This is a genomic window from Roseateles sp. P5_D6 (genome assembly GCF_054049415.1).
Genome location: NZ_JBFUMK010000013.1, coordinates 18,894 through 34,708, shown reverse-complemented (window position 1 = coordinate 34,708; position 15,815 = coordinate 18,894). Strand labels below are relative to the sequence as shown.

General features: G+C 68.0%; 15 protein-coding genes. 10 read left to right on the top strand and 5 right to left on the bottom strand.

What is annotated here, in order from left to right:
* Positions 1-39: 39 nt before the first annotated feature.
* The 5 genes from ACXJKM_RS18075 to ACXJKM_RS18055 all read right to left on the bottom strand — a co-directional run bounded on the left by ACXJKM_RS18075 (position 40) and on the right by ACXJKM_RS18055 (position 6,409).
* On the bottom strand, positions 40-825 hold the full coding sequence (locus tag ACXJKM_RS18075) for a LytR/AlgR family response regulator transcription factor (RefSeq protein WP_457354161.1): 786 nt from the start codon (positions 823-825) through the stop codon (positions 40-42).
* Entirely contained in the window at positions 822-1,892 is a 1,071-nt protein-coding gene (locus tag ACXJKM_RS18070; RefSeq protein WP_457354159.1) for a sensor histidine kinase, read from the bottom strand. Before ACXJKM_RS18070 ends, ACXJKM_RS18075 begins: the two co-directional genes overlap by 4 nt.
* An 82-nt stretch (positions 1,893-1,974) precedes the next feature.
* The gene (locus ACXJKM_RS18065) at positions 1,975-3,504 is read right to left on the bottom strand and encodes a helicase HerA-like domain-containing protein (RefSeq protein ID WP_457354157.1); all 1,530 of its coding nucleotides are present in this window, start codon (positions 3,502-3,504) and stop codon (positions 1,975-1,977) included.
* A gap of 111 nt (positions 3,505-3,615) precedes the next feature.
* Positions 3,616-4,326, bottom strand: coding sequence for a PEP-CTERM sorting domain-containing protein (locus ACXJKM_RS18060; RefSeq protein WP_457354155.1), 711 nt, complete (start codon positions 4,324-4,326; stop codon positions 3,616-3,618).
* Between the two features lie 43 nt (positions 4,327-4,369).
* Positions 4,370-6,409 (bottom strand): hypothetical protein, encoded by a 2,040-nt coding sequence (locus ACXJKM_RS18055; RefSeq protein ID WP_457354153.1) that lies wholly within the window; start codon positions 6,407-6,409, stop codon positions 4,370-4,372.
* Positions 6,410-6,775: 366 nt separating this feature from the next.
* Here ACXJKM_RS18055 and ACXJKM_RS18050 point away from each other — a divergent pair, with 366 nt between their 5' ends.
* Genes ACXJKM_RS18050 through tolB form a run of 10 tightly spaced genes read left to right on the top strand, consistent with a single transcriptional unit; the run spans position 6,776 to position 15,718 of the window.
* A complete protein-coding gene (locus ACXJKM_RS18050; RefSeq protein ID WP_457354151.1) occupies positions 6,776-7,498 on the top strand; it encodes a YebC/PmpR family DNA-binding transcriptional regulator in 723 nt (240 codons plus the stop codon).
* Positions 7,498-8,784: a phosphoribosylamine--glycine ligase gene (purD, locus tag ACXJKM_RS18045; protein WP_457354149.1), complete on the top strand. Its 1,287-nt coding sequence runs from the start codon at positions 7,498-7,500 to the stop codon at positions 8,782-8,784. Before ACXJKM_RS18050 ends, purD begins: the two co-directional genes overlap by 1 nt.
* On the top strand, positions 8,781-9,434 hold the full coding sequence (locus ACXJKM_RS18040) for a 1-acyl-sn-glycerol-3-phosphate acyltransferase (RefSeq protein ID WP_457354147.1): 654 nt from the start codon (positions 8,781-8,783) through the stop codon (positions 9,432-9,434). Before purD ends, ACXJKM_RS18040 begins: the two co-directional genes overlap by 4 nt.
* Complete coding sequence (gene hemF, locus ACXJKM_RS18035) at positions 9,431-10,366, top strand: oxygen-dependent coproporphyrinogen oxidase (RefSeq protein WP_457354145.1); 936 nt, start codon at positions 9,431-9,433, stop codon at positions 10,364-10,366. Before ACXJKM_RS18040 ends, hemF begins: the two co-directional genes overlap by 4 nt.
* The gene (gene nadD, locus ACXJKM_RS18030; protein ID WP_457354143.1) at positions 10,363-10,950 is read left to right on the top strand and encodes a nicotinate-nucleotide adenylyltransferase; all 588 of its coding nucleotides are present in this window, start codon (positions 10,363-10,365) and stop codon (positions 10,948-10,950) included. The genes hemF and nadD overlap by 4 nt, the downstream gene beginning before the upstream one ends.
* Positions 10,951-11,700 carry a ribosome silencing factor gene (rsfS, locus tag ACXJKM_RS18025; RefSeq protein WP_056198984.1) on the top strand — a complete coding sequence of 250 codons (750 nt, stop codon included), beginning with the start codon at positions 10,951-10,953 and terminating at the stop codon, positions 11,698-11,700. It begins immediately after the preceding gene.
* A complete protein-coding gene (gene rlmH / locus ACXJKM_RS18020; RefSeq protein WP_056198982.1) occupies positions 11,700-12,167 on the top strand; it encodes a 23S rRNA (pseudouridine(1915)-N(3))-methyltransferase RlmH in 468 nt (155 codons plus the stop codon). Before rsfS ends, rlmH begins: the two co-directional genes overlap by 1 nt.
* Positions 12,164-12,841 (top strand): Maf family protein, encoded by a 678-nt coding sequence (locus tag ACXJKM_RS18015; protein ID WP_457354141.1) that lies wholly within the window; start codon positions 12,164-12,166, stop codon positions 12,839-12,841. The genes rlmH and ACXJKM_RS18015 overlap by 4 nt, the downstream gene beginning before the upstream one ends.
* Positions 12,842-12,901: 60 nt before the next feature.
* Positions 12,902-14,395 carry a ribonuclease G gene (gene rng, locus ACXJKM_RS18010; RefSeq protein WP_056198977.1) on the top strand — a complete coding sequence of 498 codons (1,494 nt, stop codon included), beginning with the start codon at positions 12,902-12,904 and terminating at the stop codon, positions 14,393-14,395.
* 51 nt (positions 14,396-14,446) lie between these two features.
* A complete protein-coding gene (gene tolB / locus ACXJKM_RS18005; protein WP_457354139.1) occupies positions 14,447-15,718 on the top strand; it encodes a Tol-Pal system beta propeller repeat protein TolB in 1,272 nt (423 codons plus the stop codon).
* Positions 15,719-15,815: the final 97 nt, after the last annotated feature.

Here is a 15,815-nt window from a genome sequence, read left to right as displayed (position 1 = left end):
CGTTTATACGGTTTTCATCGGAACCCCGCTATCGCGCGGCTACAGGGCTTTGAAACGATTTGCGTGCACGCGGCTGACGGTCAGCTTTTCGGGGCGCAGGCGCAGTTCCAGCAGCACCGTGCCGTTTTCCTGGCGCAGGGCGCGCGCCACGGCGTCGATGTTGACGACGGTGGAGCGGTGCACCTGCCAGAAGCGCTCGGCGTCCAGCTGTGGCAGCAGTTCGCGCAGCGACACGCGCACCCAGTAGTCGCGCTCGGCGGTCACGGCGCGCACGTATTTGTCGGCGGCTTCCAGGTAGACGATGTCGTCCAGCGGCACCAGCTCGATGGCGTCGCCGACGGCCGCCTGCAGATGACGCAACCTCGGTGCTGGCGCCGTCACCTGGGTCAGCAACTGGCGCAGCGAGGCCAGCGTCGCGTCGCCTTGTGCCACTTGCTCGGGCTCGGCCAGGCGGGCCTGCAGCCGCGCCACGCACTGGGCCAGCCGCTCGGGCGTGACAGGCTTGAGCAGATAGTCGGCCGCCGCGGTCTCGAAGGCCTGCAGCGCGTATTGGTCATAGGCCGTCACGAAGACGAACAGGGGCAGAGCGCCGGCATCGTCGGGCCAGTCCTCGCTGATGGCCTGGGCGGCTTCCAGCCCCGTCATGCCAGGCATGCGGATGTCGAGAAAACAGACCTGGGGGCGGTGCTGCAGCGCCAGCTCGACGGCGGCCGTGCCGCTGCCGGCCTGGGCGGCAATCTGGAGATCGGGCCAGGCAGCAGCCAGTTCGGCGCGCAGGTTCTCGGCGAGCAGGGGCTCGTCTTCGGCGATCAGGGCGGTGGTCATGTCGGAATCTCGATGCGGGCGACGCTGCCGCCGCCGGTTTGAGGTGTCAGCGCGAAGCTGGCGGTATCGCCATAGCGCTGCGCGAGGCGCTCCTTCACCTGCGCGAGGCCGAATCCCGTCCCGACGCCAGTCAACTCGCCGGGCGTGGCCAGACCGGCGCCGCTGTCGGCCACTTCAAGGATGAGGCGCTTGTCATCGCGCGCCGCCGTCACGCGCAGCTCGCCGCCCTCCACATGCGGCTCCAGCCCATGCTTGATGGCGTTCTCCACCAGCGGCTGCAGCAGCAGCGGCGGGATGGGAAGGCCCCCCAGTTCGGCCGGCAGAACCAGCTTCACGCGCAGCCGTTCGCCCATGCGCAGCTGCATCAACGCGAGGTAGTCCGACAGGCGCTCGAACTCCTCGCTCAGCGGGTGCTCGATGGCGCGGCTGGCTTGCAGCGTGGCGCGCAGATAGGCGATGAGCTGGTCCAGCATGCGCTGGGCTTCGTCGGGCCGCAGCTTGATCAGCACGCGCAGATGGGCCAGCGTGTTGAACAGCATGTGGGGTTCGAGCTGGCTCTGCAGCAGCGTCAGCCGCGCCTCGGCCGCCTGGCGCTGGGCCTGGGCCTGCTCCAGCCGCAACGCGTTCAGCCTGAACAGCGAGAAAAAGAAGAAGGTGCCCAGCACCGACACCAGCAGCACGAAGCTCACCGACACTGCCGCGCGGCCGCCGGGCATGTCCCAGGGCCGGCTGGCGTGCCGGCCGCTGAGGAGGTCGCCCAGCCACAGCCCGCCCGCGTAGCCGGCCAGCGCGCCCAGCAGCACGCAGGGGGCAACCCAGCCCCAGCCGACCCAGCCGTGGCGCAGTTGGGGCGAGTCGCCGCCCCGGCGGCGCAGCAGCAGGGCCACGCCGGCCATCAGCAGCGAGATGTAGAGCGAGATCTGCGCGCCGACGGTGAAGGAATACAGCATCGCAATGCCGAAGCTGCCGCCCTGCAGCAGAAAGTTCAGCAGGCCGACGACGACGCAGATGAGGGCGGTGCCACCCACATGCGTCGTCCAGTCGTGGTTGCGGTCGGTGGAGGTCATGCGGCCAGCATCATGTGGCCTGCAGCACTGCTGCAAGTGGTCTGCGACGAGCGGGGCCGACGCGGCGCGAGGCGCACGGCGTTCAGCGCCGGCGGCTGCCGCTTCCGCCCAGGATGCTGCCCAGCACGCCGCGGATGATCTCGCGGCCCACGGCCGAGCCGATGCTGCGCACGGCCGACTTGGCTGCGGTCTCGGCCAGGCCGGCGTGATGGGCGCCGCGCGGGCCGGTGGTGCCGAAGAGCACGTCCTTGAGCCCGCCGAGCATGCCACCGCCTTCGTCGGCGGGCGCCGGTGCAGCAGGGCCGCCCTTGAACACCTGGCCGCCTTCCGCCGCTGCGGGCTTGCCAGCGAGCTTCTCGTAGGCGGATTCGCGGTCCAGATGCTTCTCGTAGACGCCGGCGACCAGCGAGCTGGCGATGAGCTGCTGGCGCTGGGCCGGCGTGATCGGGCCGATCTGGCTGCCGGGCGGCAGCACGAAGACGCGCTCGGTGATGCTCGGCCGGCCTTTCTCGTCGAGCAGGCTGACGAGCGCCTCGCCGACGGCCAGCTCCATGATGGCGGAGGCAATGTCCAGACCCGGCTTGGCGCGCATGGTGTCGGCGGCGCTCTTGACGGCTTTCTGGTCACGCGGCGTGAAGGCGCGCAGCGCGTGCTGTACGCGGTTGCCGAGCTGGCCCAGCACCGCGTCGGGAATGTCCAGCGGGTTCTGCGTCACGAAGTACACGCCGACGCCCTTGGAGCGCACCAGGCGCACGACCAGCTCGATGCGCTCGACCAGGGCGTCAGGCGCATCCTTGAACAGCAGRTGGGCCTCGTCGAAGAAGAACACSAGCTTGGGTCTCTCCAGGTCGCCCACCTCGGGCAGGGTCTCGAACAGCTCGCTGAGCATCCACAGCAGGAAGGTCGCGTACAGCCGCGGCGCGTTCATCAGCTTGTCGGCGGCCAGCACGTTGATGACGCCCAGCCCTGACTCCGTCTGCATGAAGTCGSYGATGTTGAGCATGGGCTCGCCGAAGAATTTKTCRCCGCCCTGGSYYTCGAYCTGCAGCAGSCCGCGCTGGATSGCGCCSACRCTGGCGGCSSWGACRTTGCCGTACTGSGTSGTGAACTSRCTSGCGTTGTCRCCMACRTRCTGCAGCATGGCGCGCAGGTCYTTCAGGTCCAGCAGCAGCAKGCCGTTGTCGTCGGCRATCTTGAACACCAKCTGCAGCACGCCGGCCTGCGTCTCGTTGAGCGCCAGCATGCGGCTCAAGAGCAGCGGGCCCATGTCCGACACGGTGGCGCGAACCGGGTGGCCCTGCTCGCCGAAGACGTCCCACAGCGTCGTCGGGCAGGCCAGCTTTTCCGGCGCCTCCAGGCCACGTTCCTTGAGCACGCCGAGCAGCTTCTCGCTCGGGTTGCCGGCCTGGCTGATGCCGGTCAGGTCACCCTTCACGTCGGCCATGAAGACCGGCACGCCCAGTTTGGAAAAGCTCTCGGCGAGTTTCTGCAGGCTGATGGTCTTGCCGGTGCCGGTGGCGCCGGTGATGAGGCCGTGGCGGTTGGCCAGCGCGGGCAGCAGCAGGCACTCGGTCTGCTCATGGCGGGCCAGCAGGATGGGGTCGGCGGGCATGGGGGGTCTCCGGATCAGGGGCAGGTAGGCTGCGGCGAGTCTAGCGGTCCGCTTTGACCACTTCGACTCACCGCAGCCGCTGTCCGGAGGCTGTGACGCGCCCGCTGGCGCTCAGCTGGCGCGGCGCTTGGCCAGGCCCAGCAGCACCGAGCCGCCCAGCAGCAGGAGCAGGCCTGACGCCGGCTCGGGCACCGGCGCCAGGTGCACGTCGGCGACGGCCAGCGCCGAGGCGCCGAGCGCGTCGAAGCCGTCGAACACGCCCAGGCTGACGCTGTGTGCCCCGGCGGTCAGCGGCGCGCTGGTGAAGGTCAGGTAGGCCGTCTCGTCGAACAGCGGCGAGGCCGAGCCGCCCAGGAAGGTGGCGCTGTTGACGCTGGTCAGCTTGATGACGGTCGTCTTGTCGAGCACGACGTAGGCGGTGTCGTCGGCCGGGGTGCCCGGTGGGTCGTTGCTCATGAACTTCCACTGGAAGATCAGCCGCTCGCCGGCGGCGGCCGTGAAGTCCGCGCTCAGCCCGGAGCCCACGACGGCACCCATGCCGCTGAGCGAGGCGGCCCCGAGCCCGGCGAAGGATTCCAGCGAGGCTGCGGCCACCGCGCTGCCGCCGAACAGGAAGCCGGACGTGTCGGCCGTGCCGAGCACGGCCTGGGCGGTGAAGCCGGCAGGTGGGGCGCCGAACTGGCTGGTGGTGTCGACGGCGACGTTGCCGGCCTTGGCCCAGCCCGTCAGGCCGCCGGTGAAGTCGCCATTGGTGACGCCCGCGGCCATCGCCGTCGATGCCACCAGGCTCAGTGCGGCCAATGTGAATTTGAGTTGCTTCATCAGGGTCTCCAGACAACAGGGTAGGAAAGGGTGGTCGGCGCCTTCAGCGCACGGTGCCGATTTGCGTGATCTGCAGCGTGCTCTGCTGCTCGACGCCGAGGCCGGCCTTCACGCAATCGAGCGCATTGGTGCTGACTTCGGGCTTGAACGACACGGACTGGCGCGAGCGCAGGTTGGTGCAGGTGACCTTGGCGATGTCCATGCCGCCGACCTGCACGGCCGGCAACTGCGTGTTGACCAGGCCTACCTGCGAGACCTGCACCCGCTCCCCGTGCAGGGAGACGAGACCGGCCTTTTCGCAGTCGAAGCTGCCATCGGTATTGGCTTGAACGCTGACCGACTGGCGGGTGTTCAGGTTGGCGCAGACCACCTTGCCGCGCAGCAGGCCGATCAGGATGCCGTCCACCGGCTTGGCACGCTTGCCGGCCACCTGCAGGAACACGTGGGTGACCAGGTCCTTGGTGACGAAGGTCTTCTTGTCGGCGTCCCACTGCAGCGCATTGGGCTCAACCAGGTCGCCTTCGAGGAAGACCGAGGCGCCGGGGAAGGGGTCCGTCGCCAGCGCGCCCTTCACGTCGGGGTTGACTTCCTGTGCGCCGACCGTCGCGTCCGTGACCTGGCCACGGAACTTGATGCGCACGTTGTGCCCGTCCTTGAGCAGGTTGCCGAGCACGAAGCGGGCTTCGCCGGGCTTGTCGGTCGAGCCGGCGGGCAGTTCCATGGCCGTCGGCAACTGCAGCTGGCGCCATGGCGTGATCGGCTCCTGCTGGTTGTCGAACAGCTTCACGCCACCCGTGGGGTCGAACAACATGCTGTCGATGTGTGCGGGCCGCGGCAGCACGAAGCCCCGCCAGTTGCGCAGCACCAGATTGGCCGCTGCGAGGTTGGCCAGGCCCAGAATGAAGTTGCCGTCCGCCGACAGGGTGCCGGTGTCGAAGGTGGGCACGCGTGGGTGCAGGGGCAGCGCCGACCCGCCGGCATCCAGCAGGGTCGCGTCGGCGATGACCACCTGGGTCGTGGTGTTGAGGATGTTCTCTTCCGCGAAATGCGTGCCGACGTGGAACTGCTCGGCGCCGCGCACCTGGCCGGCGATGCTGCCGGGCTGGTTGGGGCTGGCCCAGCCCTTGGCGGACTGCCAGGTTACGAAGTAGCGGTGGTAGCTGGTGCCCTTGAAGGTCCGCGTGCCGGACGCCAACACGCTGGGCGGGTTCCAGGGACTCAGCGAGCCGGTATAGGTGGACACCGGCGTGAGCGTGGTGCTGAGGCTGAGCACCTCCATGCGCAGCCGCGACGCGGTGGCGGAATTGGGGTTGACGAAGTCCCAGTTGGCCAGAGATTGCAGGGTCAGGCCGACGTTGTTGGCCAGGATGCCGAAGTCCTGATCGCTGAAGTGGCGGCGTTCGCCGACGCGATTCGTACAGGGCATGGAAGGCCCGGCGGGCATGATGTGGTGGATGAAGGCGTCCTCCCCGGTGTGCACCACCGCGCTGTGCGAGAGGCCGTAGTTGTGCCCGGCCTCGTGCGCGGCCGTGCCGCCGATGCCCAGGGCCCAGCGGTCCAGCGTGTTGTTGGCGCCGGAAAGCTCGGCGCTGCAGAACACGCCATAGGAGCCGCCGAAGACGCGGGCGTGGTCGATGACGTCGGCGTCGCCGGTGTCCACCGCCTCGGCGATGCCGAACAGTGAGGGGTCGGTGTCCGCGCCGATGGCGACCATGTTGCGCCGCGCCGGCGGCGCGCCCAGCGCGTCCGGGTTGGTCGTCGTGGGCGGCAGCACCTGGACGTTGAACTCGCAGTAGTCGGTGGCCACCACGTCGAAGATGCGGTCGCGCAGCTGGGCGGTGGTGCCGGCAGGCGCGCCCGGCAGCGAGCCGATGGCGAAGGTGCGCGCGGGCGAGACGTTGGTCGCGTAGGCGGGAAACGTGGCGTCGTTGGCCGTCGGGTAGTAGAGGAAGAGCTTGTTCGGCTTCATCGCGTCGATGGCGCCGTAGTTGTGATAGCAGACCGGGGCGGCCTGGACGGATGTGGACAGCAGCGCTGCACCTAAGCAGCCAGTCCATCGGAAATGAGCGGACAAACGGGTCATGAAAACCTCCTGAGAGCGAACCCTGGCGGGCAGGGACGACTCAAAGTTAGGCGCCGGCCTGCAGGGCTTCACCCACCCCTCACCCTTCAACGTGAGGAAGACTGCAGCTCTTAGGGGGACGCCCTTAGGGGGAGGTTTCTAGGGGGAAGGTCCCAGCGGGCCGGGAGCGCCGTATGACGCGCACCCCCGCAGTTAGGCCAGTCCGTGCTGCGAATGCATGATGAAGTTCCGGACGCGTTGGCGCTGGCGAGGCCGCGGGAAAGTGGACGCCCGCGAGCAGGCGGTGGGGTCGGGGGCAGGAGGCGGCCTCGTAGAATCGAGGGTTGCATGGCATCTGCGCCGTGCTGCCAAAGGAGCTAGAGCCACATGGCCGGACATTCCAAATGGGCCAACATCCAGCATCGCAAAGGCCGTCAGGACGAGAAGCGCGGCAAGATCTGGACCCGCATCATTCGTGAGATCAGCGTCGCCGCGCGCCAGGGCGGCCCTGACATCAAGGACAACCCGCGCCTGCGTCTGGCGGTGGACAAGGCCAAGGCCGCCAACATGCCGGCCGACCGCATCAAGTACAACATCGACAAGGCCAGCGGCAATATCGACGGCCTGACCTACGAGGAAATCCGCTACGAAGGCTATGGCATCGGTGGCGCGGCCATCATGATCGACACGATGACGGACAACCGCGTCCGCACCGTGGCCGAAGTGCGCCATGCTTTCAGCAAGTACGGCGGCAACATGGGCACGGACGGCTCGGTGGCCTTCCAGTTCAAGCATTGCGGCCAGTTGCTGTTCGCACCCGGCACGCCGGAAGACAAGCTGATGGAAGTGGCGCTGGACGCCGGCGCCGAAGATGTCGTCACCGGTGACGACGGCGCCATCGAGGTGCTGACTTCGCCCGCGGATTACGAGGCCGTCAAGGCGGCGCTCGAAGCTGCCGGCCTGGTGCCGGAACTGGCCGAAGTGACGATGCGCGCAGAGAACACCATCGAGCTGAGCGGCGAAGACGCCGAACGCATGCAAAAGCTGCTTGACGTCATCGAAGACCTCGACGACACGCAAGCGGTCTATCACAACGCAGAATTGAACTGATGCGAGTCCTAGTCATTGGCAATGGTGGCCGCGAGCACGCGCTGGCCTGGAAGCTCGCCCAGGGCGAGCGAGTCAGCCAGGTGTACGTCGCCCCCGGCAACGGCGGCACGGCGCGTGACGAGCAGATCGAGACCGTGCCCATCGGCATGACCGACGCGCGCGCGCTGGCCGACTTTGCCGTCGAACAGAAGATGACGCTGACCGTCGTCGGCCCCGAGGTCGCGCTGGCCGCTGGCGTCGTCGACGAGTTCCGCTCGCGGGGCCTGCGCATCTTCGGGCCCACCAAGGCCGCGGCCCAGCTCGAGAGCTCCAAGGCCTTCGCCAAGGACTTCATGAAGCGCCATGGCATTCCGACGGCAGCCTACGAGACCTTCTCGGACGCCGCGGCCGCTCACGCCTATGTAGACGGCCGCGGCGCGCCCATCGTCATCAAGGCCGACGGCCTGGCGGCGGGCAAGGGCGTCGTCGTCGCGATGACGCTGGCCGAGGCCCACGAGGCGATCTCGTGGATCCTGGAGGACAACAAGCTGGGCGTGACGCACAACGCCGGCGGTGCGCGCGTCGTCATCGAGGACTTCCTCGAAGGCGAGGAGGCCAGCTTCATCGTCGTCTGCGACGGCAAGCATGTCGTGTCGCTGGCCACCAGCCAGGACCACAAGCGCCTGCTGGACGGCGACGCCGGCCCCAACACCGGCGGCATGGGCGCCTACTCGCCTGCGCCGGTCGTGACGCCGAATGTGCATGCCAAGGTCATGCACGAGATCATCCAGCCGACCATCACCGGCATGGCGCGTGACGGCCATCCGTTCACTGGCTTCCTGTATGCCGGCCTGATGATCGACGAGCATGGCCAGCCGCGCACGGTCGAGTTCAACACCCGCATGGGCGACCCCGAGACCCAGCCCATCATGATGCGGCTCAAGAGCGATCTCTTCGAGCTGATGATGCATGCCACCGACGGCACGTTGGACGAGGTCGAGCTGCAGTGGGACCGTCGCGTGGCGCTCGGCGTCGTGCTGGCGGCCGAGGGCTACCCGCTCAACCCGCGCAAGGGCGACGCCATCAGCGGCCTGCCGGAAGATGACGACGAGGCCATGGTCTTTCACGCCGGCACGGCGATGGTCGATGGCCAGCTCGTCACCAGCGGTGGCCGCGTGCTTTGCGTGACGGCCCTGGGTGAATCCGTGCGCACCGCCGCGCAGAGCGCCTATGAGCTGGCCACGGGCATCCAGTTCGCGGGCCGCCAGTACCGCAGCGACATCGGCCATCGGGCCATCAAGCGTTGAACCCGACTTTCCCCATTCAGCCCATTGTCCTGACCGGGCCCCTGCGCCCGCATGGCCCGTCCAGCGCCCTGGCGCGCTGGCTGCTGGGGCTGTTCGGCTGGACGGTGGATGCACCTGGCGTGCCGGCGGAGCAGGGTGTCATCCTGGTCTATCCGCACACCTCCAACTGGGACTTCGTCATCGGTCTGCTGGCCAAGTGGGCCGTCGGCATCCAGCTGCGCTTCTGGGGCAAGGACAGCCTGTTCAAGACGCCCTTGCTCAGCCACTGGATGCGCTGGATCGGCGGTGTCGGCGTGGATCGCAGCAGCTCGCATGGCATCGTCGCTGACACGGTGCGCCAGATGCAGGCCGCCGCGGCGCGTGGCGAGCGCTTCTGGCTGGCCGCCGCACCCGAAGGCACGCGTTCGCTGAAGAGCGGCTGGCGCACCGGCGCCTACCAGGTGGCCGTGCAGGCCGGCGTGCCGGTGGGGCTGTGCTATTTCGATTTCGAGCAGCGCGTCGTCTCGGTGACGCGCTTCGTCATGCTGACCGGCGATGTGCAGGCCGACTTCGCGCTCTTTGCCGCCTATTTCGGCACGCGCGTCGGCAAGCGCCCCGAGCTGGCCAGCCCGATTCAGCCTCGCTCATCGAACACCGGCCCGCGCACATGAACACCCAAGCCGTCCGCGACTATCTGCTCGAGTTGCAACAGCGCATCGTCACGGCGCTGGAAGGGGTCGACGGCAATGCCTTCGCGTCCGACGGCTGGACACGCGAGCCCGGTGGCCGGCTCGAAGGCGACGGCCTGTCGCGGCTCATCGAGGGCGGCCCGGTCTTCGAGCGCGGTGGCGTCAACTTCTCGCATGTGAAGGGCCGCGTGCTGCCGCCGTCAGCGACGCAGCATCGCCCCGAACTCGCCGGAGCGCCCTTCGAGGCCTTGGGCGTGTCGCTGGTGCTGCACCCGCACAACCCCTTTGTGCCGACGGTGCACATGAATGTGCGTGCCTTCATCGCCTTGCCGCCTGGGCTGCCTGCCGTGACCTGGTTCGGCGGCGGCATGGACCTGACACCCTACTACGGCTACGAGCGCGACGCGCAGCATTTCCATCGCGTCTGCCGCGACGCGCTGCAACCGCATGGCACCGAGCTCTACCCGAAGTTCAAGGCCTGGTGCGACGACTACTTCTTCCTGAAGCACCGCCAGGAGCCGCGCGGCATCGGCGGCATCTTCTTCGACGATTTCGCCGAAGGTGGTTTCGACACGGGCTTTGCGCTGATGCGCGCCGTCGGCGATGCCTTCCTGGCTGCCTATCTGCCCATCGTCGAGCGCCGCCAGGGGTATGCCTATGGCGAACGTGAGCGCGACTTCCAGGCCTATCGCCGTGGTCGCTATGTCGAGTTCAATCTCGTCTGGGACCGCGGCACCCTGTTCGGCCTACAGTCGGGCGGCCGCACCGAATCCATCCTCATGTCCATGCCCCCACAAGTGAAGTGGCGCTACGACTGGGCGCCCGAGCCGGGCACGCCCGAGGCGAAGCTGTACAGCGACTTCCTGCGCCCACGCGATTGGGCCGGCGAAACACCCACCGCACTGTGGCTGTGAAACTGGCAATCTTCGGCGGCAGTTTTGACCCGCCCCATCTCGGCCACCTGGCCTTCGCCCGCTTTGCGCTGGACGCGCTGGCGCCGGACCGCATGGTCTGGCTGCCCGCCGGCCGGCAGTGGCAGAAGCCCGACCAGATCATGGCCGCCGCCGTGCACCGTGCAGGCATGATCAAGCGCCTCATCGCCGGTGAGCCGCGCTTCGTGGTTGATGAGCGCGAACTGCACCGCCGCGGCCCCAGCTTCACGGCGGATACCTTGCGTGAGTTCGCCGGCCAGAACGCCGGTGCCGAATTGATGTTCCTGATCGGCCAGGATCAGTACGCCCGCCTGCCGAGCTGGTACCAAGTTGAAACCATCACCACGCTGGCGACGCTGGTCGTCGTGCCACGCGCCGGCGAGGCCGTCGTGACCCCGCCAGGCCTGCCGGCACACCGCCTGCAGGTGCTGGCCCTGCCCGAAATTCCCCTTTCGTCCACCGCCGTGCGCGACGCCGTCGTGCGCGGCGAGGACATCAGCCCCATGGTGGGCGCCGAGGTGGCGAGCTATATTGCCTCGCACCGCCTCTACGAGAAGAAGCACTGAATGGACATTCGCAAGCTGCAACGAGCCATCGTCGATGGTCTCGAAGACGTCAAGGCCCAGAACATCGTTGTGTTCAACACCGAGCATCTGTCGCCTCTGTTCGAGCGCGTCATCATCGCCTCGGGCACGAGCAACCGGCAGACCAAGGCCCTCGCGTCCAGCGTGCGTGAAACGGTCAAGGGGCGCGGCATGCAGGTCATGCGCACCGAGGGCGAGGACAACGGCGAATGGATCATCGTCGACTGCGGCGCCGCCGTCGTCCATGTGATGCAGCCCGCCATCCGCGACTACTACCACCTCGAAGAGATCTGGGGCGACAAGCCCGTCAAGCTCAAGCTCGGTAGCACCGAGACCAGGCTGGTCAAGGCCTCCGAGGAGCCCGCTGCCGCACCGGTCAAGACGGCGCGCAAGGCGACGGCGTCCAAGCCCATCACGACCAGGGCTGCGCCCAAACCCGCCGCGAAACCTGCAGCCAAGGCGGGTGCCAACAAGGCGGTGCCGTCGGCGGCCGCCAAGAAGGCGGTTGCCAAGAAGGCCGCAGCGGGCACCCAGGCGCCCAAGAAGGGCGTGACCCGCAGCGTGGGCGTGAAGACGGCAGCACCCGTCAAGACCGTGAAGGTCGGCGCCGGCCAGGGTGTCGGCAAGGCGGCTACGGCCAAGCGGGTCGCGCCTGCGGCCAAGCCAGCCGCCAAGGCAGCACCCCGCGCGCCTGCCAAGCCTGCCGGCCGCGCGGCGCCGAAAAAGGGCTGATGCGCCTTTTCCTCGTCGCCGTGGGCCAGCGCCAGCCGGCCTGGGCCGACACCGCCTACGAGGACTTCGCCAAGCGCTTTCCGCCCGAGCTCAAGCTGGAGTTGAAGGCGGTCAAAGCCGAGACGCGAGGCAGCAAGACGGCGGAGCAGCTGATGGCGGCCGAGGCGGCGCGCATCGAGGCAGCGTTGCCCAAGGGCGTGCGCCGCATCATCCTGGACGAGCGTGGCGAGCGCCGCACCTCGGTGCAGTTGGCTGAGCGGCTGAAGCTGTGGATGGGTGAGGGCCGCGATGCCGCCCTAATCATCGGCGGGCCCGACGGCCTGCATCCCGATCTCAAGGCCACGGCCGACGAGACCTTGCGGCTGTCCGACCTGACTCTGCCCCACGCCTTTGCCCGCGTGCTGCTGGCCGAAGGCCTGTACCGCGCCTGGACCGTGACGACCGGCCACCCGTATCACCGCGAATGAATATGACCCCCAAGACGACTTCGTCGTCGGCCCCCCATGGGGGCGCGACCGGCTTGGGACGGCCCGGCGCCGGTCCCCGCTCCATCTACCTCGCCTCGCAAAGCCCGCGCCGCCGTCAGCTGCTGGAGCAACTCGGCGTCAGGCATGAGTTGCTGCTGCCCGGTGCCGACGAAGATGCGGAAGCGCTGGAGGCGGTCCAACCCGACGAGATGCCCGAGACTTATTGCGCCCGCGTCACGGCCGCCAAGCTCGATGCGGCGCTGGTGCGCCTCACCGCGCGCGGCCTGCTACCGGCGCCCATCCTGTGCGCGGACACCACGGTGGCCATCGACGGACTCATCCTCGGCAAGCCCGCGGACGACGTCGATGCGGCGCGCATGCTGGCGCTGATGTCAGGCCGCACGCACCGAGTCATCACGGCCGTCGCCGTGGCCGACGCGGCGCGTCGTGTGGCGGCGCTGAATGTCTCTCACGTGGAATTCGCGCCGCTGTCGGCCGCGCAGATCGACCGCTACGTCGCCAGCCGCGAGCCGTTCGGCAAAGCTGGCGCCTATGCCATCCAGAGCCAGGCAGCCGCCTGGATCGTGAAGATTGCCGGTAGCTACTCGGGCATCATGGGGTTGCCCCTCTTTGAGACGGCGCAGCTGTTGGACAAATTCGGCTTTGAGTTCTGACCTGAGTTTTGATGCGTGCCGCCTCCACCGGCGGCACGCATCAGCATTCAAAGGCAAGAGATGGAAGACATCCTGATCAACTGGTCACCGCAGGAGACGCGGGTGGCCGTGGTCGAGAACGGCGCGGTGCAGGAGCTGCACATCGAGCGCACGTTGGAGCGGGGCCTGGTGGGCAACGTCTACCTCGGCAAGGTGGTGCGCGTGCTGCCGGGCATGCAGAGCGCCTTCATCGACATCGGCCTGGAGCGCGCCGCCTTTCTGCACGTTGCCGACCTGCACAGTGCCTCGCAGTTCGGACATGGCCGGCACCAGAACGGCCATGGCGTCGAGGTGCCTCCCACGCCCATCGAGCGCCTCATCTTCGAAGGCCAACCGCTGACGGTGCAGGTCATCAAGGACCCCATCGGCACCAAGGGCGCACGGCTGTCCAGCCAGATCAGCATCGCCGGCCGCATGCTGGTCTATCTGCCGCAGGACGAGCACATCGGCGTCAGCCAGAAGATCGGCTCGCCCGAGGCGCGCGAGGCCTTGCGCGCGCGCATGGTCGCACTGGTGGGGACAAAGGAGCAGGGCGGTGGCGGCGGCTTCATCCTGCGCACGAACGCCGAGGACGCCAGCGACGAGGAGCTCGGCGCCGACATCGCCTATCTGCGCAAGACCTGGCAGCAGATCCGCGCGGGTGCGCTGACAACGCCGCCGGCCAGCCTGTTGCACCAGGACTTGAGCCTCGTCGAGCGCGTGCTGCGCGATCTGACGAGCGAACGCACGGGCTCCATCCGCATCGACTCCAAGATGCAGTACGACGTGTTGCGCGGCTTTGGCGAGACCTTCATGCCGGCCGCCACGGCCAAGCTGGAACATTACCGCGGTGAACGGCCCATCTTCGACCTGTGCAATGTCGATGCCGAGATCGCCCGCGCGCTGGCGCGCAAGGTGGAGCTGAAGTCCGGCGGCTCGCTGGTGTTCGACCAGACCGAGGCGATGACGACCATCGACGTCAACACCGGCGGTTTCGTCGGTGCCAAGAACTTCGACGACACCATCTTCAAGACCAACCTCGAAGCGGCGGGCTCCATCGCCCGCCAGCTGAGGCTGCGCAATCTGGGCGGCATCATCATCGTCGACTTCATCGACATGACGCGTGAGGAGCACCGAACGGCGGTGCTGGCCGAGTTCCGCAAGCAGCTGGGCCGCGACCGCACCAAGGTGACCGTCGGCGGCTTCACGCAGCTGGGCCTGGTCGAGATGACAAGGAAGCGCACGCGCGAGTCGCTGGCGCGCATGCTCTGCGAACCCTGCCCCACCTGCGAAGGCCGCGGGCAGGTGAAGACGGCGCGCTCGGTCTGCTACGACATCCTGCGCGAGATCCTGCGTGAGGCACGCCAGTTCTCGCCCCGCGAGTTCCGCGTCGTGGCCGCGGCCAATGTGGTCGAGATGATGCTGGACGAGGAGAGCGCCCACCTCGCCGGCCTGTCGGACTTCATCGGCAAGCCCATCTCGCTGACCGCCGAGCCGACCAACCAGACGGAACATTACGACATCGTCCTACTCTGAAGTGGCGCGGCACTGCGGCAGAATTCCGGACCGCACTGCAAAGTCCACTGCATGATCTCTCGCCGTCTCAGCCTTGCCGCGCTTGCGGCCTTTCCTGCCGCCTCGGCCCTGGCCCAGGTGCGCATCGACATCGCCGGCACGGGCGGCACCCGCATCCCGGTGGCCATCGTCGATTTCCGCGATGACGCCAAGGCCTCGGCCCAGCCGATCGCCGCCATCGTGCGCGCCGACCTGGAACGCAGCGGCCTGTTTCGCAGCGTCGATGCACCCGCCGGGCTGAACGAGACGAGCAGCCCGGCCTGGCCCGACTGGAAGGCCCGCCAGGCCGATGCGCTTGCGGCGGGTTCGATCACCCGCCTGGCCGACGGACGGCTGGATATCCGCTTCAAGCTCTGGGACGTCGTCAACCGCACCGAGCTCCTCGGCGAAGCGCATGCCGTGCATCCCGATGATGCCCGCCTTGCCGCGCATCGCATCGCCGACACCATCTACCAGAAGCTCACCGGCGAGCGCGGCGTGTTCGCCACCCGCATGGCCTATGTGACCAAGGCCGGCCCGCGCTACAGCCTGGTCGTTGCCGACGCAGACGGCGAGGGCGCCAAGGTTGCATTGACCAGCCCCGATCCCATCATCTCGCCAGCCTGGGCGCCCAATGGCCGCGAACTCGCCTACGTGACCTTCGAAAGCCGCAAGGCCACGGTGCGCGTCCAGGACGTGCAGACTGGCGGCCGCCGCGTGCTGGCCGACTTCAAGGGCACCAACAGCGCGCCGGCCTGGTCGCCCGATGGCTCGCAGCTCGTGCTCAGCCTGTCGCGCGAGGGGGGGACCCAGCTCTTCGTCATCAACCGTGACGGCTCGGGCCTGCGTCGCCTCACGCAAAGCGGCGCCATCGACACCGAGGCCTGCTACTCGCCCGATGGCAGCAAGATCTTTTTCGTTAGCGACCGTGGCGGCGGCCCGCAGATCTACCGCATGCCGGCCAGTGGCGGCGCGGCCGAGCGTGTGACCTTCAACGGCAACTACAACATCAGCCCGGCGGTCAGCCCTGACGGCCGCACGCTGGCCTACATCACCCGCATCAGTGGTGCCTTCCGCCTGTCGGTGATGGATCTCGGCACCGGCCAGTCACAGCAGATCAGCGAAGCCAACGACGACGAAAGCCCGGCGTTCGCGCCCAATGGCAAGCTCATCGTGTACGCGAGCCGTGCCGGCGGCAAGGAAGTGCTGATGACGACGACGCTGGACGGCAAGATGAAGACRCCGCTGCTCGTCACTTTGGTAGAGGTTCGTGAACCCACGTGGGGTCCTTTTACACGCCAGTAACTTGACAGTTCGCACCGTGTTGGACAATGGCGCGCCCGCGCCGCCGATGGCGCTGCGCCCCCCCATCCCCCGCCCCCTGTCTGTTGTGGAGACTATT